The 21,738-nt window shown below is 42.5% G+C and carries 21 protein-coding genes and 1 pseudogene; 17 read left to right on the forward strand and 5 right to left on the reverse strand.

Going from position 1 to position 21,738, the window contains the following annotated elements; translation table 11 throughout:
• Window positions 1-37 precede the first annotated feature (37 nt).
• Window positions 38-1,018 (reverse strand): glycosyltransferase family 2 protein, encoded by a 981-nt coding sequence (locus tag ACQRD1_RS02375; RefSeq protein WP_235232125.1) that lies wholly within the window; start codon window positions 1,016-1,018, stop codon window positions 38-40.
• 233 nt (window positions 1,019-1,251) lie between these two features.
• Here ACQRD1_RS02375 and ACQRD1_RS02380 point away from each other — a divergent pair, with 233 nt between their 5' ends.
• From ACQRD1_RS02380 to glmS, 7 genes are all read left to right on the forward strand, one after another.
• Window positions 1,252-2,655: an undecaprenyl-phosphate glucose phosphotransferase gene (locus tag ACQRD1_RS02380; RefSeq protein ID WP_347376565.1), complete on the forward strand. Its 1,404-nt coding sequence runs from the start codon at window positions 1,252-1,254 to the stop codon at window positions 2,653-2,655.
• A gap of 21 nt (window positions 2,656-2,676) precedes the next feature.
• On the forward strand, window positions 2,677-3,813 hold the full coding sequence (locus ACQRD1_RS02385; protein ID WP_427786872.1) for an LCP family protein: 1,137 nt from the start codon (window positions 2,677-2,679) through the stop codon (window positions 3,811-3,813).
• A complete protein-coding gene (locus ACQRD1_RS02390; RefSeq protein WP_427786873.1) occupies window positions 3,791-5,110 on the forward strand; it encodes an O-antigen polymerase in 1,320 nt (439 codons plus the stop codon). The genes ACQRD1_RS02385 and ACQRD1_RS02390 overlap by 23 nt, the downstream gene beginning before the upstream one ends.
• A complete protein-coding gene (locus ACQRD1_RS02395) occupies window positions 5,103-6,041 on the forward strand; it encodes a glycosyltransferase family 2 protein (RefSeq protein ID WP_427786874.1) in 939 nt (312 codons plus the stop codon). The genes ACQRD1_RS02390 and ACQRD1_RS02395 overlap by 8 nt, the downstream gene beginning before the upstream one ends.
• A gap of 94 nt (window positions 6,042-6,135) precedes the next feature.
• Window positions 6,136-7,503 (forward strand): LCP family protein, encoded by a 1,368-nt coding sequence (locus tag ACQRD1_RS02400; RefSeq protein WP_427786875.1) that lies wholly within the window; start codon window positions 6,136-6,138, stop codon window positions 7,501-7,503.
• Between the two features lie 38 nt (window positions 7,504-7,541).
• On the forward strand, window positions 7,542-9,071 hold the full coding sequence (locus ACQRD1_RS02405) for a cohesin domain-containing protein (RefSeq protein WP_427786876.1): 1,530 nt from the start codon (window positions 7,542-7,544) through the stop codon (window positions 9,069-9,071).
• Between the two features lie 137 nt (window positions 9,072-9,208).
• Window positions 9,209-11,035, forward strand: a complete 1,827-nt coding sequence (gene glmS, locus ACQRD1_RS02410) for a glutamine--fructose-6-phosphate transaminase (isomerizing) (protein WP_427786877.1) — start codon at window positions 9,209-9,211, stop codon at window positions 11,033-11,035.
• A 7-nt stretch (window positions 11,036-11,042) separates the two neighbouring features.
• On the opposite strand, the gene ACQRD1_RS02415 is transcribed toward glmS, so the two are convergent.
• The 4 genes from ACQRD1_RS02415 to pdaA all read right to left on the reverse strand — a co-directional run bounded on the left by ACQRD1_RS02415 (window position 11,043) and on the right by pdaA (window position 12,939).
• Window positions 11,043-11,324: a DUF3791 domain-containing protein gene (locus ACQRD1_RS02415; RefSeq protein WP_427786878.1), complete on the reverse strand. Its 282-nt coding sequence runs from the start codon at window positions 11,322-11,324 to the stop codon at window positions 11,043-11,045.
• A 3-nt stretch (window positions 11,325-11,327) separates the two neighbouring features.
• Window positions 11,328-11,804 (reverse strand): DUF3990 domain-containing protein, encoded by a 477-nt coding sequence (locus ACQRD1_RS02420; RefSeq protein ID WP_235232134.1) that lies wholly within the window; start codon window positions 11,802-11,804, stop codon window positions 11,328-11,330.
• A complete protein-coding gene (locus tag ACQRD1_RS02425) occupies window positions 11,801-12,016 on the reverse strand; it encodes a DUF3791 domain-containing protein (protein WP_235232135.1) in 216 nt (71 codons plus the stop codon). Before ACQRD1_RS02425 ends, ACQRD1_RS02420 begins: the two co-directional genes overlap by 4 nt.
• A 98-nt stretch (window positions 12,017-12,114) precedes the next feature.
• Window positions 12,115-12,939, reverse strand: coding sequence for a delta-lactam-biosynthetic de-N-acetylase (gene pdaA, locus ACQRD1_RS02430; RefSeq protein WP_427786879.1), 825 nt, complete (start codon window positions 12,937-12,939; stop codon window positions 12,115-12,117).
• A 138-nt stretch (window positions 12,940-13,077) separates the two neighbouring features.
• Between pdaA and ACQRD1_RS02435 the strand changes: the two genes are divergently transcribed.
• The 10 genes and pseudogenes from ACQRD1_RS02435 (at window position 13,078) to prmA (ending at window position 21,732) form a co-directional block, all read left to right on the forward strand.
• On the forward strand, window positions 13,078-13,668 hold the full coding sequence (locus tag ACQRD1_RS02435; protein WP_427786880.1) for a YdcF family protein: 591 nt from the start codon (window positions 13,078-13,080) through the stop codon (window positions 13,666-13,668).
• 9 nt (window positions 13,669-13,677) lie between these two features.
• Entirely contained in the window at window positions 13,678-14,652 is a 975-nt protein-coding gene (locus tag ACQRD1_RS02440; RefSeq protein ID WP_427786881.1) for a leucine-rich repeat protein, read from the forward strand.
• Window positions 14,653-14,668: 16 nt separating this feature from the next.
• A complete protein-coding gene (locus tag ACQRD1_RS02445; RefSeq protein ID WP_427786912.1) occupies window positions 14,669-15,961 on the forward strand; it encodes a vWA domain-containing protein in 1,293 nt (430 codons plus the stop codon).
• Between the two features lie 292 nt (window positions 15,962-16,253).
• Window positions 16,254-17,115, forward strand: a pseudogene (locus ACQRD1_RS02450) (Rpn family recombination-promoting nuclease/putative transposase).
• A gap of 236 nt (window positions 17,116-17,351) precedes the next feature.
• Complete coding sequence (locus ACQRD1_RS02455) at window positions 17,352-17,633, forward strand: nucleotidyltransferase family protein (protein ID WP_235232142.1); 282 nt, start codon at window positions 17,352-17,354, stop codon at window positions 17,631-17,633.
• Window positions 17,614-18,027, forward strand: coding sequence for an HI0074 family nucleotidyltransferase substrate-binding subunit (locus tag ACQRD1_RS02460; RefSeq protein WP_235232143.1), 414 nt, complete (start codon window positions 17,614-17,616; stop codon window positions 18,025-18,027). Before ACQRD1_RS02455 ends, ACQRD1_RS02460 begins: the two co-directional genes overlap by 20 nt.
• A gap of 30 nt (window positions 18,028-18,057) precedes the next feature.
• The gene (locus ACQRD1_RS02465) at window positions 18,058-19,560 is read left to right on the forward strand and encodes an ATP-binding protein (RefSeq protein WP_235232144.1); all 1,503 of its coding nucleotides are present in this window, start codon (window positions 18,058-18,060) and stop codon (window positions 19,558-19,560) included.
• 17 nt (window positions 19,561-19,577) lie between these two features.
• The gene (locus tag ACQRD1_RS02470; RefSeq protein ID WP_235232147.1) at window positions 19,578-19,925 is read left to right on the forward strand and encodes an arsenate reductase family protein; all 348 of its coding nucleotides are present in this window, start codon (window positions 19,578-19,580) and stop codon (window positions 19,923-19,925) included.
• Window positions 19,926-20,166: 241 nt separating this feature from the next.
• On the forward strand, window positions 20,167-20,733 hold the full coding sequence (locus tag ACQRD1_RS02475) for a manganese efflux pump MntP family protein (protein ID WP_347375992.1): 567 nt from the start codon (window positions 20,167-20,169) through the stop codon (window positions 20,731-20,733).
• Window positions 20,734-20,778: 45 nt separating this feature from the next.
• Window positions 20,779-21,732 (forward strand): 50S ribosomal protein L11 methyltransferase, encoded by a 954-nt coding sequence (gene prmA / locus ACQRD1_RS02480; RefSeq protein ID WP_235232149.1) that lies wholly within the window; start codon window positions 20,779-20,781, stop codon window positions 21,730-21,732.
• Window positions 21,733-21,738 lie beyond the last annotated feature (6 nt).

Raw genomic sequence — 21,738 nt, forward strand, 5'->3', positions numbered from 1 at the left:
ACAGGCTGCCATGATGGCAGCCTGATATTATGAAAAATTAACGCTTTAGAATCTTTCGGGTGGTCCAGTCTTTCACATAAGCAAAAGTATGGATAATAAGCTCGAGTTCAATTTTTATATAATTTGTAAGATGGCGCAGTTGAAACTTTACTTTCTTCTGCGCTTTCATTGTCTGAAGTCCTTCTATGATCCCTTCTTTGTAATCCTTTCCAAAGCCTTTTTTGATAAAGAAAGCATATTTGACAACATATCCTGTAAAAAGCGGAAAAAAGTTCAGAATCAGCTGCAGGATCGGCATATTCTTATAATTCAGATAGATGTTGTTCCTTGCGGATAACTTGACCTTGAAGGAGTTATATTTGGAACCGCTGGTGCCACTGCCTACATGATAGACGAGCGCAGTAGGGCAATAGGTATTCTTGTAGCCATAGATCTTGGCACGGTATCCTACGTCAATGTCTTCCAGATAAGCAAAGTGATTCTCATCGAAATAACCGATCTTGCCAAAAGCCGAGCGTCGGTAAATAGCAGCACCTGCACAGGCGGTGAAGATCTCATCGGCTTCTGTATAGTTGCTCACTGGGCGTCCGGTGCCACGACATACACCCCAGCCGAGAAGTGTATAGAGGTCGCCGGCACTGTCGATGAGTTCGGGATGATACATCTGAATCATCTTGCTGCTGACAGAAAAGATCCTGGGTGAGCGTTCGATTGCCTTGATCATCTCTTCTACATAATGTGGGTCTACAGTGGTGTCGTTATTCAATAGAATGACATAAGGTGTGGTGGAATGTTGGATTCCTACATTCACGGCCTTACTGAATCCGTAGTTTTTATCCAGGGCGATCACTTCAATCTCGGGATAGTGTTCCTTCATATATTCAAGGCTTCCATCAGTGGAAGCGTTATCTACAACAAGAACTTTATAATCTTGGCAAGTCTGTTCTTTTAATGATGCCAGACATGGTTCCATAAAGTGTTTCCCGTTATAGTTAGGGATTACAATCGTTACTTTCATCTTATCAAACTCCATTTTGTGTCGTTATGGGCATATTATATCAAAATTAAGAAGTATATGCCACTGAATTTTGCAAGATATAAATGAAAATATTTCAAAAGTATTAATAGAATGTTAAGAAAAAGTGCATGCCAATGGGTTGTCGATTTTGACAAATTATTGTATTATAAAGTGTAATGGTCAGAACTGTGTGTCTGAAAGACTGGAATATTTTAGAAAAACGGGTGAAAAATGTGATTAAGGATAATCAAAAGTTATTGAATAGATTGCATGTAGTAATGGATGCTTTAGTGATTGTATTTTCATATGTAGCGGCATGGTACCTTAGATTCAAGAGTGGCATCTTCGAGCTGGATCCATGGTTCTTATCGCTACAGGAATATATGAAGGTACTGTTCTTCATTGTTCCGGGGTATCTGATCTTATACTATGCCTTCCAATTGTATACGCCGAAGCGAGTACAGGGCAGACGCCTGGAAGCATGGCATATTATGCAGGCGAATTCCATAGGACTGATGGCATTCATCCTGCTATTATATCTGACAAAGCAGCCGGATTTCTCCAGAACTATGATTTTTATCTTCTTCTGTGTGAATGTGTTCTGTGAAGTTCTCATGAGAAATATTATCCGGGAGATTCTGCGTAATATGAGAACACAGGGGTATAACCAGAAGCATATTCTGCTGATTGGTTATAGCCGGGCAGCAGAGCAGTATATTGACCGCATTAAGAGTCATCCTGAGTGGGGATATATTGTCAGAGGAATTCTGGCAGATAATGTTCCGAGAGGAACAGAATACCGAGGGGTTAAGGTCCTTGGACGGACAGAGAATCTGACGATCATTCTACCAGAGAACAAGTTGGACGAGATTGCGATCACTCTGGGACTGGCAGAATATCATAAGTTGGAGCATATTGTAGGTATGTGTGAGAAGTCAGGTGTGCATACGAAGTTTATTCCTGACTATAATAATATTATCCCTACTAAGCCTTATACAGAGGATCTGTTAGGACTTCCGGTTATTAACATCCGTCACGTACCATTGAATAATATGCTCAATGCAGTTATGAAGCGTTGTGTAGATATATTTGGTTCGTTGGTTGCAATTATATTGTTTTCACCAATTATGGCGGTGGTAGCGATTATTATTAAAGTGACTGCTCCGGGACCGTTGATATTCAAGCAGGAGAGAATCGGGCTTCAGAATAAGCCATTTTATATGTATAAGTTCCGTTCCATGATAGTTCAGGAAGCTAAGGAGGAGAAAGCAGGATGGACGACTAAGAATGATCCCCGTGTAACTCCGATTGGAAAGTTCATCCGTAAGACGAGTATTGATGAACTTCCACAGCTCTTTAACATCCTGAAAGGTGACATGAGTCTGGTAGGACCGAGACCGGAGCGGCCGCAGTTTGTTGAGAAGTTCAGTGAGGAGATTCCAAGATATCGAGTAAAGCATCAGGTGCGTCCTGGTCTTACAGGATGGGCACAGGTCAATGGATATCGTGGAGATACTTCCATCCGTAAGCGGATTGAATACGATCTCTATTATATTGAGAACTGGACTTTGGGATTTGACTTTAAGATTATATTTTTAACATTTTTTAAAGGTTTTGTTAATAAGAACGCTTATTAGTCTATACGAGGGAGATACAGTATGAGTAAAAAGAAGCGTATGAGTAAGAGGGCTGAGCGTGAAGAACGCAAGAAGCGTAGACGAAGAAAGAGAAGAAAAAGAATCGCTGTCTTATTCGTTGAAGTAGTGATATTGGCTGCCTTATGTGTAGTGGCATATGGCATCTTTAAGCTTGATAAGCTGGATATGAATGTTCTGAATCTGGATAATCTAGAAGCGTATCGGGACACAGGACCGTATACCAATATTGCATTGTTTGGTCTGGATTCCAGAAATGGTGAATTAGAGGGCGGTGTACAGAGTGACTGTATCATGATCGCAAGTATCAATAATGAGACACATGATGTCAGGATTGTGTCTGTGTACCGAGATACACTTCTTCAACAGGCGGATGGAACTTATGAAAAGGCGAATTCAGCTTATAATATCGGAGGTCCGGAAGATGCAATCAGCCTGTTGAATCGGAATTTCGATCTGGATATTCAGAATTATGTGAGTGTGAACTTCAGTGCGTTGGTGGATGTGATCGATGCATTGGGCGGAATTGAGATGGATATGACTGCAGAAGAAGCATTTTACAGTAATGGATATGCCTTTGAGACGGCGCAAGTGGTAGGACAGGAGATGATTCCGATTGAAGAAAAGGCGGGAACCCAGCTGTTGGACGGTGTTCATGCGGTAGGATATGCCAGAATCCGTTATACGGAGGGAAATGATTTCAAGAGAACGGAGAGACAGAGAGTGGTATTGCAGAAAGTGGCAGAAAAGGCAAAAAAAGCGAATGTTCTTACATTGAATGAGATTGTTAATAAGGTGTTTCCCCAGATCTCTACGAATCTGACGATTAAGGATATGCTAGGATTTGCAGCGCATATTATGGATTATAATATCGTAGATACTTCTGGCTTCCCATACGCGGTAACGACAGATGATTCTGTACGAAATCATGAAGGGTCTTATGTCATACCTATTGATTTTGTAGGTAATGTGACACAATTGCATGAGAATTTATTTGGTGAGACGTCTTATCAGCCATCGGAAAAAGTACAGCAGATTCATGATGATATTATCTATCTGTCAGGAGTGACAGAGGATACCAATGCCATGGAGTCTGCATTTGAAGGAGATATACACGATGAGGGAACGCAGTCGGAATAATATTATATTGGAATATGGAACTTATATGCTGACATTTTTCGCCAGTTATATCGCATCTCTTGCTGGGTTTTATTATCTGTCAGGAGCAATTCTCATAGGAGAAGCCCTATTTCTGTATGCGCATTGGGTACGTGAGACTGGTAGTCTGGTAGAATTGCGGGCATTATTTACATTGGCCTGGGTCGGCGGTCAGGGGATTGCCTGTCTTCAGCTGAGTAAGCTACAGACGGATTGGAGTTATATTACCTGGCTATGCTTTTTCCTAATCTATGCTGGCTTCGGCATTGGGTATGAGTGGGGACAGAGATATGGTAAGATAGAAGAAAAAGAGCTGGAGAAGGATGAGAAGCAGGCGAAAAGATTGTTCCAATGTATGATTGGACTGGCGGTTGCGTCGGTAGTATGCTTTGCATTTGAAGCGTTGAAAGTAGGATTTATTCCATTGTTTTCGAGTGAACCACATGCTTATTCTTATTTTCATGTATCGGGGGTACATTATTTCACGATTAGTTGCATCCTGATTCCGGCGATTACTATATTGTATGTGAAGGTTAGTAATGGAATATCAATGAAAAATAAGTTGATTCTGGTAGTGACAAATATAATCGCGATAGCCATTCCGTTTTTGTGTGTTTCTAGATTTCAGCTATTATTTGCAGTTGGATTTGCGGTGGTTACATATATTATAGTCAATAAGAAGATTCGTCTGCGGACGATGGCAATACTGATTGTGGCAGTGATTCCAATCTATGTTATCCTGACGGTATTCCGACATCATGACGTGACTTATCTGAACAGTATATTCGAGATGAAGTATGAGAAGATGCCAATCTTCGTCACGCAGCCCTATATGTATGTGGCGAATAATTTTGAGAATTTTAACTGTATGGTAGTGCAGCTGACGGAACATACCTGGGGAATCAGAATGTTGTTCCCGATATTTGCTTTGACGGGTTTGAAATTTGTATTTCCGCAGTTGACATCTTCTGTGATATATCTGACAAAACCAGAATTGACTACATTGACGATGTTCTATGATGCATATTATGACTTTGGGATTGTCGGAGTATTCTGTGTAGCACTGATGATCGGGATAGCTGCAAAAGTGTTGAGTCGTGTTGTGAAGAACAGTAAGAATCCGGTTGCGTATCTGTTCTATGGGCAGCTGGCAATCTATCTTGGGTTGGCTTTCTTTACGACGTGGTTCAGTAATCCGACGACATGGTTCTGGCTGGTATTGACAGGGGTGATGTATTGGTTTGTCGGATACGATGAGAGTAAGAAAAGGAATGAGTAGTAAGATGAGCAATCAGAGAAAGGTGGATGTGGTTATTCCAACATATCGCCCGGATGAAAAGTTTGAAGAACTCTTAAGAAGGTTAGGAAAGCAGAGCTATCCGGTGCACCATATCTATGTTATTGATACAAAATCAGACCATTTTCCAGAAGAAGTGGAGCAGATGCCAGGGGTGACGGTGCATCGTATCCTGCCGGAAGAGTTCGACCATGGTGCAACACGTGACATGGGGGTATCCATGTCGGATGCGGATGTGGTGGTATTCATGACACAGGATGCAGTGCCTGCAAACACAAGAGTGATTGAGGCATTGGTACGGCCACTGGAAGAGCATGAGAAGGTGAGTGTATCTTATGCCAGACAACTTCCGGCCAGGGATTGTGATTTTATTGAGCGTTATACGCGTACATTCAACTATCCGGGAGAAAGCAGAATCAAAGGGAAGGAAGATCTCACGGAATTGGGGATTAAGACTTACTTCTGTTCGGATGTATGTGCAGCTTATCGTAGAAAAGTGTACCTGGAATTAGGGGGATTCACGAAGAAGACGATCTTCAATGAAGATATGATCATGGCAGCACAGATGGTGCAGCATGGATATTCTGTGGCATATGCGGCAGATGCCCAGGTGATTCATTCGCACAATTATTCAGGAATCCAGCAGTTCCATCGTAACTTTGATCTGGCAGTGTCACAGGTGGATCACCCGGAAGTGTTTGAGGGGATCCGGTCCGAAAGTGAGGGGATTCGCTTGGTAAAGCAGACTGCGCTGCATCTGATAAAGAGTAAGAAGCCTTATCTGATTCCGTGTCTGGTCTATAAGAGCGGATGCAAGTATCTGGGATACAAATTAGGACAAAAGTATAAGAAATTGCCGCTGTGGCTTGTAAGGTTCTGTTCTATGAGTACGACATATTGGGAAAATCCTTAGAAAACCGCGATTTTTCATTGAAGTTTTGAGGAAAATGGAGTAATATAGTGAAGAGTGTTACCATAAGCAGGAATAGAAGAAAGGATTTTGGATAATGGCAAAAGGAAGAAAGCACTATAGACGTGGTCGCAGATCGAAGAAACGTGGATTTGCTGCCTGGTCATTAGGTAAGAAGATTGGAGCCATTCTTGGTGGAACCGTAGCGTTGGTTGCAGCGGCCGGAGCTGTGATTCTGGCAAGTAAATTGTCGAAGATTGAGACGACAGAGCTGGATAGCGAAGCGTTAAGTATATCAGAAGAAGCGAAGGAACGAGGTACGGGTTATCTGAATGTTGCACTTTTCGGTGTGGATTCCCGTGATAATGAGTTGGATGGGGATACTCGAAGCGATACAATCATGATTGCCAGTCTGAATCGGGAGACTATGGAAGTGAAGATTGTCTCTGTGTATCGTGATACCTTGATGGAGCAAAAAGATGGTACCTTGAATAAGGCCAATTCAGCGTATTCCTTTGGCGGGCCGGAAGATGCACTGGCAATGTTGAATAAGAATCTGGATCTGGATATTGAACATTATGTGACGGTGAATTTTAATGCGTTGATTGATGTGATTGATGCAGTTGGCGGCATTGAGATTGATGTCCAGGAAGAAGAGATCTCTTACATCTGTGGTTATGCGACCGAGATTATGAAGGTGACAGGAAAAGAATCACCTGGAGTGACTGAACCGGGGCTTCAGACATTGAATGGAGTACAGGCGACCGCTTATGCCAGAATCCGATATACGGCTGGAGATGATTTCAAGCGTGCGGAACGACAGAGAGATGTCCTGACGAAGATTATAGAGAAGCTGCAGGGGGCAAGTCTTGCACAGATTAACAAGATTATTGACGAGGTATTCCCAGAAGTGTCTACGAACTTTACTTTGACAGAGATTCTGGAGTATGCCAAGGATGCATTTGATTATCAATTGGGAGAGACGACAGGTTTTCCATTTGACAAATCAACGGATACATTAGCTAATGTGGGAAGTGTCGTAATTCCGGTTACTTTGAGTAGCAATGTGGAACAGCTTCATAAGTTCTTGTATGGAGAGAGTGATACGTATACGGCATCGTCGACGGTGAATTCCATCAGCAGTAAGATTGTAGCGAAAGCCGGTGACAGGCAGGCAGATACCGATGAAGCAACACAAGGAATTATGGAACAGCCTGAGGAGACCTATTCTGGCAGTGGAAGCGGAAGTACTTCTGGAACGACAGGTGGAAATAATAACTGGAGTGGCGGAACCGGTGGCAATGCAGGAACCGGTGGAAGCAGCGGAACCGGCGGCAATACAGGAACCGGTGGAAGCGGCGAAACCGGTGGAACCGGGGAGACCGGCGGAGGAGAGACCGGCGGTGGAACTGGAGAAACTGGTGGAGGAGAAGCCGGCGGTGGAACTGACGAATTCGGTATGTAAGAAGAAAAGTGGAGTATAGAGAAAACGAGGTAGATTACATGAGAAGAATAAGAAAAGCACTTGCTTCATTATTGTTGGTGTGTATGTTATGTCCATGCATATCCACGGTTGTGAATGCGGCATCTGCAGAATTGCGTTTTACAGACCCGTCTACGACCGTAGGCGCGGAAGTTGAGGTAACTGCAAAGTTAACGTCATCAGTGAATATACAGTCTTTGGATGCAACATTGACTTATGACAGTAGTATGTTGAAGTTTATCAGTGGTGATAATGCGTCTGGAGGAGATGGAACAATCACGTTGTCAGGCAGTGGAAATGGAACGAGCATGGATTTTATCCTTAAGTTCCAGGCTCTGGAAGAAGGCACTGCGAAGGTTGAGGTGTCACAGGCATCTGGAAAGGATTCTTCTGGTTCTTCTCTGCAGATTACCAATGGTAGTTCAGCAGTAACGATTGGTCCTGGAGATCCGTCTCTGATTACGGAAGATGAGGATACAGGCACAGTCAGTGGAGATGGTCCACAGGTGGAAGTGGATGGCGTACAGTATGTAGTTTCCAATGATTTTTCGGATGCTGTGATTCCGAGTGGATTCGAGAGAAGCGAGATGACCTTTGAAGGAACAACTTGCCAGGTTGTGACACAGGCAGCCAGCGGCGAATCTGCAATGTATCTGGCACCGATGGATGGCGGCGAGGCAGACTTCTTCTTATATATCAGTGACAGCGGAACCTTTATTCCATTTGAGGAAGTGGAGATTGCACAGGATCGATATCTGGTTCTTTTACGGGATGATGGATCGACAAAGCTTCCGAGTCAGTATCAGGAAACGACTCTGACCATGAATGGAAAAGAGTTCACCGCATGGCAAGATACAGACAATGCAGATTATTATATGATCTATGCGTTGAATTCAGATGGAGAGAAGGCACTGTATCGTTATGATACGGTGGATAAGACATATCAGAGATATGAGCCACAGGCATCTGCCGATGATACACAGACGAAATCATCTCCCAAGGGATTATGGGGTAAGATACTTCAGTTTATTGAAGATTTCCTGGATATTGCAGTCATTCTTGGTGGACTTCTTCTGCTCATATTATTGATTATTATCATTGTGGTTGCTGTCAAGCTGCGTCATCGGAATCTGGAATTGGACGATCTATATGATGAATATGGTATTGATCTGGATGAAGAGGAAGAAGAACAGGCAAAAGGTAAGAAGGCTTCAAAAGGGAAAAACACAGAGAAGAAGGCTTCGGGAAAGGCTAAGAATGAGCCGGCGGTTCGAGTTCCTGCGAAGACAGCTAACCTTAGAGACGAAGATGATTTTGACGATTATGGTGATGAAGACGACTTTGATGAGTTTGAAGAAGTTGATTATGAGGATGCCGATTACGATGATTTTGAAGATGAAGTTGATTACGAAGAAGAATACGGCTATGATAACGATGAGCCAGAAGATATCATCGATGACCTGGATGAACTTCTGAGCAGCCAGCCTAAGAAGCGTGGTCATATGGAACCAGATGATACGTTTAAGGTTGACTTTATTGATCTTGATTAATGTTATACGAAGGGGAATGCGGGGCGCATTCCCCTTCGTTCTTTACATTTGAGTGAGAATTTGATACAATACACATTGATAATGCAAAAAAAATATTGTTTTGTACAAATACAAGAACAAAGTAAGGAGTAAAAAATATGTGTGGAATTGTAGGATACATCGGAAATCAACAGGCAGCACCAATTCTCTTGGACGGATTATCCAAACTGGAATACCGTGGATATGATTCTGCCGGCATTGCAGTATACAATGGTGAGAAGATTGATATGGTCAAGTCTAAGGGAAGACTGAAGGTACTGAATGAACTGACACATGATGGGGCAACACTTCCGGGGACAGTGGGAATCGGTCATACGAGATGGGCAACTCACGGTTCACCGTCAGATGTGAATGCACATCCACATTTCAATAGGGATAAGAGTATCGTAGTGGTACATAATGGAATCATTGAGAATTACCTGAAGCTGAAGAAGAAGTTAGAGAAGCATGGATATGAGTTCGTGTCAGAGACGGATACGGAGATTATTGCACACCTGCTGGATTATTATTATCATGGTAACCCATTAGAGGCTGTGACGAAGATCATGCATCGTATGGAAGGCTCTTATGCATTGGGAATCATCTTCCAGGATCATCCGGATGAATTATATGCTGTGCGTAAGGACAGTCCATTGATCGTGGGGCATACAGAGGGAGGAAGCATTCTTGCGTCTGATGTACCGGCAGTTCTTCGTTATACCAGAGATGTGGTCTTTATTGAGAATGAAGAGATTGTCCGCATGAAAGCAGATTCTATGGAATTCTTTAATGTGGATGAAGAGCCGATAGAAAAGAAGGCTACCAGAATTGAGTGGGATGTGAACGCGGCTGAGAAGGGTGGCTATGAATACTTCATGCTGAAGGAGATGTATGAACAGCCGAAGGCAATTACAGACACGTTCTCTCCAAGAATCAAAGATGGTAATATTGTGATTGAAGAATTAGGAATGACAGATGAAGAGATCCGGAAGGTTCAGAAGATTATGATCGTTGCTTGCGGATCTGCTTCTCATGTGGGATATAGTAGTAAATATATCTTTGAAGATCTGACAAGGATACCGGTAGAAGTAGATCTTGCGTCTGAGTTCCGTTACAGGAATCCCATTCTGGATGAGAATACCATGGTGGTTGTCATTAGTCAGTCTGGTGAGACGGCAGATACGTTGGCTGCACTTCGAGAGTCCAAGAAGAGAGGCGCGAGGGTACTTGGCGTTGTGAATGTTGTGGGAAGTTCGATTGCAAGAGAAGCAGATAATGTTATGTATACGTGGGCTGGACCGGAGATTGCGGTTGCAACGACCAAGGCTTATTCTGCGCAGTTGATCGCAATGTATCTTCTTGCAATGAAGTTTGCACATGTAAGAGGGCAGATTGATGACAAAGAGTTGGCAGAGCTGCTGGCTGATCTGAAAGCGCTTCCGGCACAGGTTGAGATGCTGCTGAATAACAAGGAGAATATTCAGAAATTCGCAAACCGCTATCTGGCAGCAAGAGATGTCTTCTTTATTGGACGAGGAATTGATCATGCGATTTCCATGGAAGGTTCTTTGAAGTTAAAAGAGATCTCTTACATTCATTCAGAGGCTTATGCAGCAGGTGAACTGAAGCATGGTACCATATCCTTAGTGGAAGAGGGGACACTGGTGGCTGCAGTTCTTACTCAGAAGGATCTGTATAAAAAGATGATCAGTAATATGGAAGAGGTCAGAACTCGTGGCGCATTCGTTATGGCAGTGACAATAGAAGGTAATACAGATGTAGAGCGAGCAGCAGATTATGTGATCTATATTCCAGAGACGAACAAGTATTTTACAAATTCTCTGGCAATTATTCCTCTACAGCTCTTTGCATATTATATTGCAGTAGGACGTGGATGTGATGTAGATAAGCCGAGAAATCTGGCCAAATCCGTTACCGTTGAATAAGATTCTATTATGAATTGAGAAGCTTTGTAAGGGCATCTTGATAGGCAGTCAGCCTGTCGAGCTTCCCTTTTTGATATTCTTTTTTATAGTGGTATTCTAAGATGATTTCATCTGCAAGATAGTAATCACTTCTGCAATGCAAGTCACTGACACCTTCTTCTATTAATTGGCGTGTAGTAGAACAATAGAAGAGATCCAGGGCATGTTCAGTTGAACATTGCAGCTTTTCAGCAAGTGCAATGACGATTTTGGCGTATTTCATATGAAGGAGAGTTTTATTTGCTTCCATATATTATACCTCGTAATAGGATTGAAAAATCAGATGTTGATCGAGCAGTTCCTGGCTGGTAATACATATCTGATAAGACGGTTTATGGTATTGCAATCGTCCTAGTGTTTCTTCTTCAGATATTAAGTGTTCCAGATATAATTCAATAGTATTGAATACTTTATCATTGGCAATGCCGCCGCGAATCAGATCATATTCAGAAGATGAGATATGTCCTTGTCGGTTCTGTACAACGAAGCGGAGCCATTCAGAATCATAATGCAAAAAGGTCTTGATGCGATATTCATGCAACTTATCTTCATTGAGCTGATATTGGTTAATAATTCCAGGAAGATCCTGGCGTTTGTACTTTTGTACCCATCGTACAGCCTGAGATTCTAGAGGAGTCAGATAGAATCCTTGTCCGAAGTCCAGACGTTTTCTGGAATGTTCGGTATCAGGATGTTCAATTATCTGATAGGAGCCATGGTATAGAATCATAAGACACCTCTTTCTTGCATAATGTGAATCAGATCATCTACGATATATTCTTTACTCTGCGTATGGAGGCTGTCATAGCAAGGTATGACATAGTCATAGAGAAGATTACTTTTTTGAGTGAGTGCCTGATATATTACTTTGGCGTCGGTTTTTTGTTCTTGAGCTACCGATTCAATACAGAAAATTGCAAATTCCAATTCTTGGGTTGTCATGATCATAGACCTCCTATTAATGTTATCATACGTGTTTATCATTGTGATTTCAAGCCTTTTTATCTCCTCGGAGTATGGAAGAATACTCCGAGGTATGTCTATATCTCATCTAGAGATTCGAATGTGTATCCCATCTCTTCCCATTTGCTTAAGAGTTCATCAAGAATCTGAGCATTGGTGCTGGAAGTACTGTGAAGAAGAACAATGGCACCCGGATGGATCCGGGTGAGAAGCTTATCGAAGGCTTCCTCTTTGGTTGGCTGTTTATCTTCGTACCAGTCTACGTAGGCAAGACTCCAGAAAAAAGTGCGATATCCCAGATCTTTGGCCATCTGGAGATTCTCAGTACTGTATTTACCTTGCGGGGGTCGATAGAACTTGTTCATGGTTTTACCGGTGATCTCCTGATACAAGTCTTCTACATCTTTTAATTCCTGTGCAAAGGCTTCTTTGGTTGAGATCTGGGACATGTCGGGATGATGGAAGGTGTGGTTCCCTACAATGTGCCCTTCTTCGACCATTCGTCTGATTAGATCTGGGTTGTCAGAGAGGAAGTTCCCAACTACGAAGAAGGCAGCGGGTGTGTTATGTTTCTTTAGGGCATCTAAGATAGCGGCAGTATTGCCATTCTCATAACCACAGTCAAAGGTCAGATAGATGACTTTTTCATCAGTGTCCTTGGCATAATATGCGTTGTATTTTTCTAATTCATCAAAAGTTGCATTTGCGATTGGTGGCTGTCCCTCTTCCTGAAAGCTTAGTCCCCAGTTCTCTGTTGTTGGCAGGATGGATGTGGAAGAGACCGGAGAGCCGGCAGAGTCAGAGGAGATCTGCCTGGAGGCGACAAATCGACCGGCAAAAAAGCAACATATGAAGAGTAGAAGAATACCGATATATCGGATGAATTGGTGGATTGACAGCATAGACACTCCATAGAATATTGTTATCATATATATATGAGAGCTGGAAAACAATCATGTATGGAATCATATGTGCCTATTTCCTTGAAAAGAAAGTGGAAAGAGTGTAAAATACATGGAGTACGAAAGAAGGAAGAGAATATGAAGAGATTAAAGAATAGAATTGGATGGCTGGCAGCGGGAGTATTAGCAACGAATGGATGCTTATTTTGTATGATGTTTCGTGCCCCGAAGAAGTGTTGGGAGCAGGATAAATATGATTGTGCAGTTGTCTGTGGATGTCAGGTAGAAGAGGATGGAACCCCTTCTGATCTGTTGAGGAGCAGGGTGGAGAAAGCAGTGGAACTGTGGAAGGAAAAGAAAGTCCGTTATCTGATTATGTCTGGAGCTGCTGTACATAATGCATATGTGGAAGCTGAGGCAATGAAGCAGTATGCGATGGAACTGGGAGTACCGGAAGATTATATTCTGGAAGAGAAACAGGCGGTCAGTACATATCATAATCTGATGTATGTTGCAAAGTTGATGAGGCATTGTGGCTTTCGGGATTGTGTGGTAGTGACGAACGGGTGGCATCTTCGAAAGGCAGATCACTATGCCAGGAGAAGTGGCGTGCGGTATGTAATGGCTGCAGCAGAGAATCCACAGGAACAGAGCCTGAGACAGACAATCTGCCTATATATAGAGACGAATCTGCATATGTATTTGAACATGTGGAAAGGGTATTATTAATCAGAGAATATGTGGGAGAAGAGAAGTGGGCAGATCTGCCCAGAGATTCATTATAAAGATACGAATCAAGGTATTGTGATTACAAGTTGTTATGGTATCGAAGGACAAATCATCCTGCCGGATGAGATTCATGGCGTACCAATTGTTGGAATTGCCCCTTATGCGTTCGCTGAAAATCGTGAAGAGGAAGAAGGGGTATCTGTCTGGGAACATGAAGATGCAAGTCTTGTGGGAAAGCCGAATAGAATCTGTGGAACTTCTGTGACTGAGATCTGGCTTCCGGCGCAGGTAAGAGAGATTGGAAGATATGCATTCTATCGCTGCAGGAATCTTAAAAGGCTTATATTGTCAGATAGTCTGCTGGACTTGGGAGGCGGCGCACTGACGGGATGCCATCTGGAAGAAGTAGAGATTCATTTCTTCTACGGAGAACGATGCTGTCTGAAATCAATTGTAGACGAGATGCGATATGCAATCCGCACAAAGCTGTATTATGAAAATGGAATGGCGCAAGTACTATTTCCAGAGCATTATGAAGAGGCTGTGGAGAATACGCCGGCAAGAATTCTGGTGACCCATCATCATGGCGCCGGAGGATATTATCGTCAGTGCTTCTATGATCGGAAGCTGGATTATAAGAAATATGATGAACTGTTGTACCATACGGTAGCGGAGGAGCAGCCGGATGTAGCAGCGGAATTAGTGCTGAACCGGGTAAGATACCCTTATCAGTTGTCAAAAGCAGCGCAGGATGCTTATGAGGTTTATCTTAGAGAACATGTAGAGGTGGCAGCAGATGTTCTGATTACAGCAGAAGATATAGAAGGACTTCATTTTCTGTCTCTGGGGAATTATTGGACGCCGGAAGCACTGGAGCATGCAGTGAAGAAGGCGACAGAGGAGAAGAAGACGGAAGTGTTGAGTTTTCTTATGGATGAAAAGCACCGATGCTTTCCAAAGAAGAAAAAGACATTTGAATTATAGAGAAAGCTTAGTATCTATGGAGAGAGAATTAACGACAGGTGATAAATTGAATATGGTCAGCCAGAAGATTCTGAAGGTCGCCAGAAATGAGCTGTATCTGAAGATGCGATTCATGGATGTGGCCTTGAGCAGTCTGGTATATGTCATGGATGAGGGCTCAGAAGGCATGGGAACGGATGGACTCTATCTGTATTATCATCCTCAGTATCTAGGTGGACTGTATCGGGAAGACCGGATACAGGTGAATCGGATCTATCTTCATCTGGTTCTTCACGGAATCTTCCGGCATATGGTCAGAAGAAGAGGGCGGGAAGAGCGGCTGTATCATCTTGCCTGTGATATCGTGACAGAATCCATGATTGATGGTATGCAGCATCGTTGTGTAATGAAGAGTCGTTCCTGGCTTCGAAGAGAGACTTATCGGAAGCTTCACAAGGAGATGAAAGTTCTTACTGCAGAGAAGGTATATGGTGTATTGATAAGGTGGGGACTGTCTGAAGATGAGATGGTGCGTATGGAAGCAGAATTCCGTATGGATGACCATAGTTATTGGCCCTCCGACGATGATCAGAAGAAGCAGGAGCAGATTGAACAAAGGTGGAAGGATATCAGTGAGCAGATGGAGACTGATATGGAGACGTTTTCCAAGGAGGCATCTGCAGAGGCGGGGAATCTGGTAGAACAGGTACGAGTAGAGAACCGGGAACGGATGGATTATCGGCAGTTTCTGCGGAAGTTTTCAGTATTGAAGGAGGAGATGGCAGTCGATCAGGATTCCTTTGATTATGTCTTCTATAGTTATGGTCTGTCACTGTACGGGAATATGCCGTTGATTGAACCGCAGGAGTGGAAAGAGGTTCAGAAGGTAGAGGAATTCGCGATTGTAGTTGATACTTCTATGTCTTGTTCTGGAGAATTGGTGAAGAGATTTCTGGAAGAGACATACAGTGTACTAAGTGAAAATGACAGCTTTTTTCGAAAAGTAAATATTCACATTATTCAGTGTGATGACCAGATACAGATGGATCAGAAGGTGACTTGTGAAGAAGAATTAAAGGAATATATGGAGCATCTGGAGCTTAGAGGAGAAGGAGGAACGGATTTTCGTCCGGCATTTGCCTATGTGGAACAGCTGATGGGCCAACATGCATTTGAACGATTGAAAGGACTGCTTTATTTTACCGATGGGAAAGGTATCTATCCTTCCAAGATGCCGCCTTATGAGACAGCATTCGTGTTCCTGAAAGAAGATTATGAGGATGTAGATGTGCCGCCATGGGCGATGAAACTTATATTAGATATAGAATAATGGAAAGGTAGTCTCTTCTGTCAGCCCGGCGGTGACTGAGGGTATTGAATGGAATACCTTCAGTCATTGCAAAAGGGCTGAAAGAAGATATGAAAATTGTACGAAATTGATTAAGTGTATAGTTACGGATTTGAAAATGAGGGCAGATGAAATCCGTGAAGCAAAAAATCAGATTGAAGATGGTGTATATCAGGAAGAATTATATAGTGATTTATATTAATATATAGTATCACTTGATTTCATATGCTATAATCAACTCATAGAATTCCTCTGCATATGTGGAGGAAATATTATGAAGCAAAGGAAACAATTAAAGGAACTTACAATCAAGGACAATTTCATGTTCGGCGCAGTGATGATGGAAGAAGATAATTGTAAGAGTTTTCTGGAACTTGCGTTAGGGTTTCCAATTGACCGGGTAGAAGTCAGTAAAGAAAAAAGTATCGTGTATCATCCGGAATATAAAGGGGTTCGTTTGGATGTCTATGCTAAGGATGAGAAAAATACGCGTTATAACGTGGAGATGCAGGTCGCAAAGAAGTCAGAACTAGGGAAAGCGATCCCGTTATTATCATGGACAAATTGATATGGAGTTGTTGCTAAGTGGCAGTGATTACGCGGAACTGCCAGATGTGTACGTTATTTTCATTTGTGATTTTGACCCATTTGGCAAGCAAAGGTATCGTTATACTTTTGAATGGCGCTGTGCAGAAGATGCAGATGTAATGCTTCGGGAAGGCTGTAAAAGTATTTTTCTGAGTACACGTGGGGAAAATGAAGAAGAAGTCCCGGAAGAGCTTGTGAAGTTCCTGCACTTTGTTAAAGCAGATCTTGACGAAAGTGAAATCGATTTTAAAGATGATTTTGTAAGAAAACTTCAGAATACCATCTATAGGGTAAAATCGAATCGTGAAATGGAGGAGCGTTTTATGATCTTTGAAGAAATGTTGAGAGATGAACGCGCAGAGGGAAAAGCAGAGGGAAAAGCGGAAGCCAAAATAGAAGATATATTGGATATATTGGAAGATAAATGCCAGCTTCCAGCAGATCTTCGAAGCAGAATCGAAGATGAGAAGAATCTGCAGACACTGACAAGATGGTTGAAACTAGCAGCCAAAGCAGATTCCCTGGAGGAGTTCCTGAGTCAGATGTAAAGAGCGGATTCCATATTCAGTAATATCATATCTATGACCGGATGTTGTAAAGGTATATGGCTTTATAATATCCGGTTATCGTAACAATCACAATATTCATGCCAATTCAGGCACATATCAGAAAGAGATGCAGAGGAATTCTATCAGTGTTCAGTTGAGAGAGTCTTGATATTATATTTCCTTTGAAGTAAAATAAAATCGGCTTTAAGTATGATGGAAAAGAGGGGGCCTTTATAATGAATGTGATGCCAGTATCAGAATTGATTGATAAAGTGAAGCGAATATGCCAGGATCATGGCGTAGAACGATTGGATTTGTTTGGTTCTTTTGCTACAGGTACTGCATTGCCAACCAGTGATATTGATTTTGTGGTATATGGGTGTAAAGATGTTGAAAAGCTTGAACGAGAACTGGAAGAAATTGACACGCTGCGAAAGATAGACATTTTTGATTATGACAGTATTCACAATGAATTTCTTTTGGAGGATATAAAAAATTATGGAAAGCAAATATATTAATCGATACAATACATTTTGTAAAAGTTTGAAAAATCTGGAAAAGAGTAGAACTGCGGATCCGAAAGCTGATTTTGTTCTGGAAGGTACAGTATTGAATTTTTCACTTACTTTTGATATCTCATGGAAAGTTATGAAAGATATTCTGGTAAAACAGCTTGGTGTCCTTGATTTTGCCATCGGTTCTCCACGGGCAACTTTGCAACAGGCTTTTACGAACCATATGATAGATGATGATCAGTGGATGGTAATGTTGAAGACTCGAAATCAACTTGCCCATGATTATGACGGAACTTTTGCAAAAGAAAGATTTCAGGATATTATAAATGTGTATTATCCATTGTTTGTGAAATTTCAGGACACAGCTAAAAAGTATTATGAGGACATTACAGAATAAATGATAGGACAGAGATAAAAAGGACAGATTATGGATATCAAGAGAGCAAAACAAGAGATTAAGGATTCGATTGAAGCGTATTTGAAGAAAGATGCGGATGGGGAGTATATGATACCGGCGATCCGTCAGCGCCCGATTCTTCTGATGGGGCCTCCGGGAATCGGTAAGACACAGATCATGGAGCAGATTGCGAAGGAGTATAAGATTGGACTGGTGTCTTATACGATCACGCATCATACGCGGCAGAGTGCTATCGGTCTGCCGTTTATTCAGGAGAAGATGTACGGCGGCAAGAAGCATTCGGTCACAGAGTATACCATGAGTGAGATCATTGCTTCGGTGTATGATAAGATAGAGGCTACAGGAATCAAAGAGGGAATCCTCTTCATAGATGAGATTAACTGTGTGTCAGAGACTTTGGCACCGACAATGCTGCAGTTCTTGCAGTGTAAGATGTTCGGCAACCAGAAAGTGCCGGAAGGATGGATCATTGTGGCAGCGGGGAATCCGCCGGAGTATAATAAGTCCGTGCGGGACTTTGATATCGTGACTTTGGATCGCATCAAGAAGATTGATGTGGAAGAGAATTATGAAGTGTGGAAGGAATATGCTTATCAGGCGGAGATTCATCCGGCGATTCTGGCATATCTTGAGATCCGCAAGGATCATTTTTACCGGATTGAGACGACGGTAGATGGAAAGGTATTTGCAACAGCCCGTGGCTGGGAAGATCTGTCTCAGCTTTTGAAGGTATATGAAGCTTTGGGTAAAAAAGCAGACCGTGAGGTGGTCCATCAGTATATCCAGCACTGGAAGATTGCTAAGGATTTTGCCAATTATCTGGTGTTATATGAGAAATATAAGAAGGATTATGGTCTGGAGAAGATTATAGAAGGCTGTTATAGTAAAGAGACTCTGGAACAGCTGAATTATGCTCCGTTTGATGAACGGCTGAGTGTGGTTCATATGTTGATTGGAAGACTGGGAAGTCTGTTCAAGGAATACTTTGTAGAAGATCAGTATGTGACGATGCTGTATGAATATCTACGACTGTACAAGGAGAATCTGGATCTGGAAGAAGTGACTGCTCAGGCGGAAGGTGCTTATGAGACCTTGCGTAAGGCAGAGCAGTTGACGAAACTGCAGGATAAGATTTATCGAAAGGTTGTTGAGACTTTAGAGCGGTTCGGACAGATGGTGCAGCAAGATCATCTTACAAGTGAGGCGGCATTTGCCAGGGTAAAAGAGGAATTTCAACAGTCAGTGGAAGTACGGGAGCAAGTAGTGGAACATACATTACAGTCACTGAATCATGCGTTTGATTTTATGGAAGATGCATTTGGGGACAGTCAGGAGATGGTTGCCTTCGTCACAGAACTGAATACGAATTATTACAGTATTCAGTTCCTGAAAGACAATGATTGTGATAAATATTATCGCTATAACAAGCGGTTACTGTTCGATGAACAGCAGCAGGAGATCCTGAAGGAATTAGATGAAGTGGAACAGGATCTGAATACTGCTTTGAAATAAGAGGAGGAGAAAGAAGAATGTTATTCGTATATTATCCAAAATGCAGTACTTGCCAGAGGGCAAAGAAATGGCTGGAAGAGAAGCAGATTATATTTGAAGCGCGGGATGTTAAGCTTCAGAATCCTACGAAAGAGGAATTGATCGAATGGCATCAGAGAAGTGGACTTCCATTGAAGAAATTTTTTAATACCAGTGGTATGCTCTATCGGGAGATGCAGTTAAAGGACCGGCTTCCTGAGATGTCTGAAGAAGAGCAGTATGACTTGCTGGCTTCTGATGGAATGCTGGTGAAGCGTCCGATTGTTGTGACGGATGATCTGGTGTTGGTCGGATTCCGTGAGAAAGAGTGGGAAAAGCTAGTATAACTTGGATAATTTTTGTGTTTTTTATTGACAGCAATCGAAAGAATTTCTATAATATCAATTACGGTAAGGGAGTAGTTGGCGCTAAGAATGCGTAGTTTTGTCAACATACTGATGCACAAGGCATCTGGCATTACTTTAAATGATGAGACTTATCCGTGGATATGCCACGGATAGGTCTTTTTATATGCACTCCTGTTGCCGGGTATCCGGAAGATAGAATATTCACAAAAGGAGAAGGAATATGGGATTGATAGAATTATTTTTGATTGCGGTAGGCTTGTCTATGGATGCATTTGCAGTATCTGTCTGTAAGGGCCTTGCGATGAAGCGGTGTACGTGGAGCAAGGCGGGGATTGTTGGACTGTATTTTGGTGGATTTCAGGCATTGATGCCGTTGATTGGTTATATTTTGGGTGTGCAGTTTAAAGATGTCATTACTTCGGTTGATCATTGGATTGCGTTTATCCTGTTGGGAATCATAGGAGGAAATATGATTCGGGAAGCACTGGGTTCCTGTGATGAGTGCGAGGAGACGGATGAGTCATTGGATGTGAGAACCATGTTGGGTCTTGCGGTGGCAACCAGTATTGATGCATTGGCAGTTGGGGTGACATTTGCCTTTTTACAGGTAAATATTGTACCTGCAGTAAGTTTTATTGGGGTGATTACATTTACTTTATCCGTCGCAGGTGTTAAAATAGGCAATGTATTCGGAACAAAATACCAGACGAAGGCAGAGATTATTGGCGGTATTATCCTGGCTCTTATGGGATGTAAGATTCTGCTGGAGCATCTGGGCGTAATATAGAGACGAATGACGTAGAAGTAATGTTCAGAAAAAAGGAGAAGACTGATGAAGTGGAATCAATTTCGTTTGACGACGACAACAGAAGCAGAAGATATTGTCAGCAGTATGTTGATGGATCTGGGAATCCAGGGGGTACAGATTGAGGATAAGGTACCTTTGACTCAGGGAGACAAAGAGCAGATGTTCGTAGACATATTGCCGGATATGCCGGAAGATGACGGAAAGGCTTATCTGACGTTTTATCTGGATGAAGATGAGGACGCAGGAGCCATCCTGATGCAGGTGCGCAGAGAACTGGAAGAGATGAGAAGTTATCTGGACGTGGGTGAGTGCACGATTGAGGAGTCTCAGACAGAGGATGTAGACTGGGTGAATAACTGGAAGAAGTATTTTCACCAGTTTTATATTGATGATATCCTTGTAATTCCGTCCTGGGAGAATGTCGAGCCGAAGGATCAGGATAAGATGATCATTCATATCGATCCGGGAACTGCATTTGGAACAGGAATGCATGAGACGACCCAGCTTTGTATCCGCCAGTTGAAGAAATACGTGACGGAAGATACAGAGATCCTGGATGTGGGATGTGGAAGCGGAATCCTGGGGATGTTGGCACTCAAATTTGGAGCAAAGCATTCTGTAGGTACGGATCTGGATCCATGTGCGATTGATGCTACCCATGAGAATATGGAAGTCAATGGGATTCGGAAAGATCAGTATGAAGTCATGATTGGCAATATTATTGATGACAAGGAAGTTCAGGATAAAGTCGGATATGAGAAATACGATATCGTAGTGGCAAATATTCTGGCAGATGTTCTGATCCCGTTGACGCCGGTCATTCTCCATCAACTGAAGGCTGGCGGAATCTATATTACCAGTGGTATTATAGATGTGAAAGAAGAAGTGGTTGTAGAAGCTGTGAAGGCATCTGGCCTTGAGGTCCTGGAAGTGAATCATCAGGGAGAATGGGTGTCTGTTACAGCGAGAAAGAATTAGGAGCAG

Source organism: Bariatricus sp. SGI.019 (assembly GCF_050315235.1).
Taxonomy (GTDB): Bacteria; Bacillota; Clostridia; order Lachnospirales; family Lachnospiraceae; genus JAFBIX01.

What these genes read in the sequence shown, in the direction of transcription:
- glmS (WP_427786877.1), top strand. Translation starts at nt 9,209, where the DNA reads ATGTGTGGAATTGTAGGATACATCGGAAATCAACAGGCAGCACCAATT.
- ACQRD1_RS02415 (WP_427786878.1), bottom strand. Translation starts at nt 11,324, where the DNA reads ATGGAAGCAAATAAAACTCTCCTTCATATGAAATACGCCAAAATCGTC.
- ACQRD1_RS02420 (WP_235232134.1), bottom strand. Translation starts at nt 11,804, where the DNA reads ATGATTCTATACCATGGCTCCTATCAGATAATTGAACATCCTGATACC.
- ACQRD1_RS02470 (WP_235232147.1), top strand. Translation starts at nt 19,578, where the DNA reads ATGTTATTCGTATATTATCCAAAATGCAGTACTTGCCAGAGGGCAAAG.
- ACQRD1_RS02385 (WP_427786872.1), top strand. Translation starts at nt 2,677, where the DNA reads ATGAGTAAAAAGAAGCGTATGAGTAAGAGGGCTGAGCGTGAAGAACGC.
- prmA (WP_235232149.1), top strand. Translation starts at nt 20,779, where the DNA reads ATGAAGTGGAATCAATTTCGTTTGACGACGACAACAGAAGCAGAAGAT.
- ACQRD1_RS02400 (WP_427786875.1), top strand. Translation starts at nt 6,136, where the DNA reads ATGGCAAAAGGAAGAAAGCACTATAGACGTGGTCGCAGATCGAAGAAA.
- ACQRD1_RS02390 (WP_427786873.1), top strand. Translation starts at nt 3,791, where the DNA reads ATGAGGGAACGCAGTCGGAATAATATTATATTGGAATATGGAACTTAT.
- ACQRD1_RS02375 (WP_235232125.1), bottom strand. Translation starts at nt 1,018, where the DNA reads ATGAAAGTAACGATTGTAATCCCTAACTATAACGGGAAACACTTTATG.
- ACQRD1_RS02455 (WP_235232142.1), top strand. Translation starts at nt 17,352, where the DNA reads ATGAATGTGATGCCAGTATCAGAATTGATTGATAAAGTGAAGCGAATA.
- ACQRD1_RS02405 (WP_427786876.1), top strand. Translation starts at nt 7,542, where the DNA reads ATGAGAAGAATAAGAAAAGCACTTGCTTCATTATTGTTGGTGTGTATG.
- ACQRD1_RS02435 (WP_427786880.1), top strand. Translation starts at nt 13,078, where the DNA reads ATGAAGAGATTAAAGAATAGAATTGGATGGCTGGCAGCGGGAGTATTA.
- pdaA (WP_427786879.1), bottom strand. Translation starts at nt 12,939, where the DNA reads ATGCTGTCAATCCACCAATTCATCCGATATATCGGTATTCTTCTACTC.
- ACQRD1_RS02425 (WP_235232135.1), bottom strand. Translation starts at nt 12,016, where the DNA reads ATGACAACCCAAGAATTGGAATTTGCAATTTTCTGTATTGAATCGGTA.
- ACQRD1_RS02460 (WP_235232143.1), top strand. Translation starts at nt 17,614, where the DNA reads ATGGAAAGCAAATATATTAATCGATACAATACATTTTGTAAAAGTTTG.
- ACQRD1_RS02440 (WP_427786881.1), top strand. Translation starts at nt 13,678, where the DNA reads ATGTGGGAGAAGAGAAGTGGGCAGATCTGCCCAGAGATTCATTATAAA.
- ACQRD1_RS02395 (WP_427786874.1), top strand. Translation starts at nt 5,103, where the DNA reads ATGAGTAGTAAGATGAGCAATCAGAGAAAGGTGGATGTGGTTATTCCA.
- ACQRD1_RS02445 (WP_427786912.1), top strand. Translation starts at nt 14,669, where the DNA reads ATGGAGAGAGAATTAACGACAGGTGATAAATTGAATATGGTCAGCCAG.
- ACQRD1_RS02475 (WP_347375992.1), top strand. Translation starts at nt 20,167, where the DNA reads ATGGGATTGATAGAATTATTTTTGATTGCGGTAGGCTTGTCTATGGAT.
- ACQRD1_RS02465 (WP_235232144.1), top strand. Translation starts at nt 18,058, where the DNA reads ATGGATATCAAGAGAGCAAAACAAGAGATTAAGGATTCGATTGAAGCG.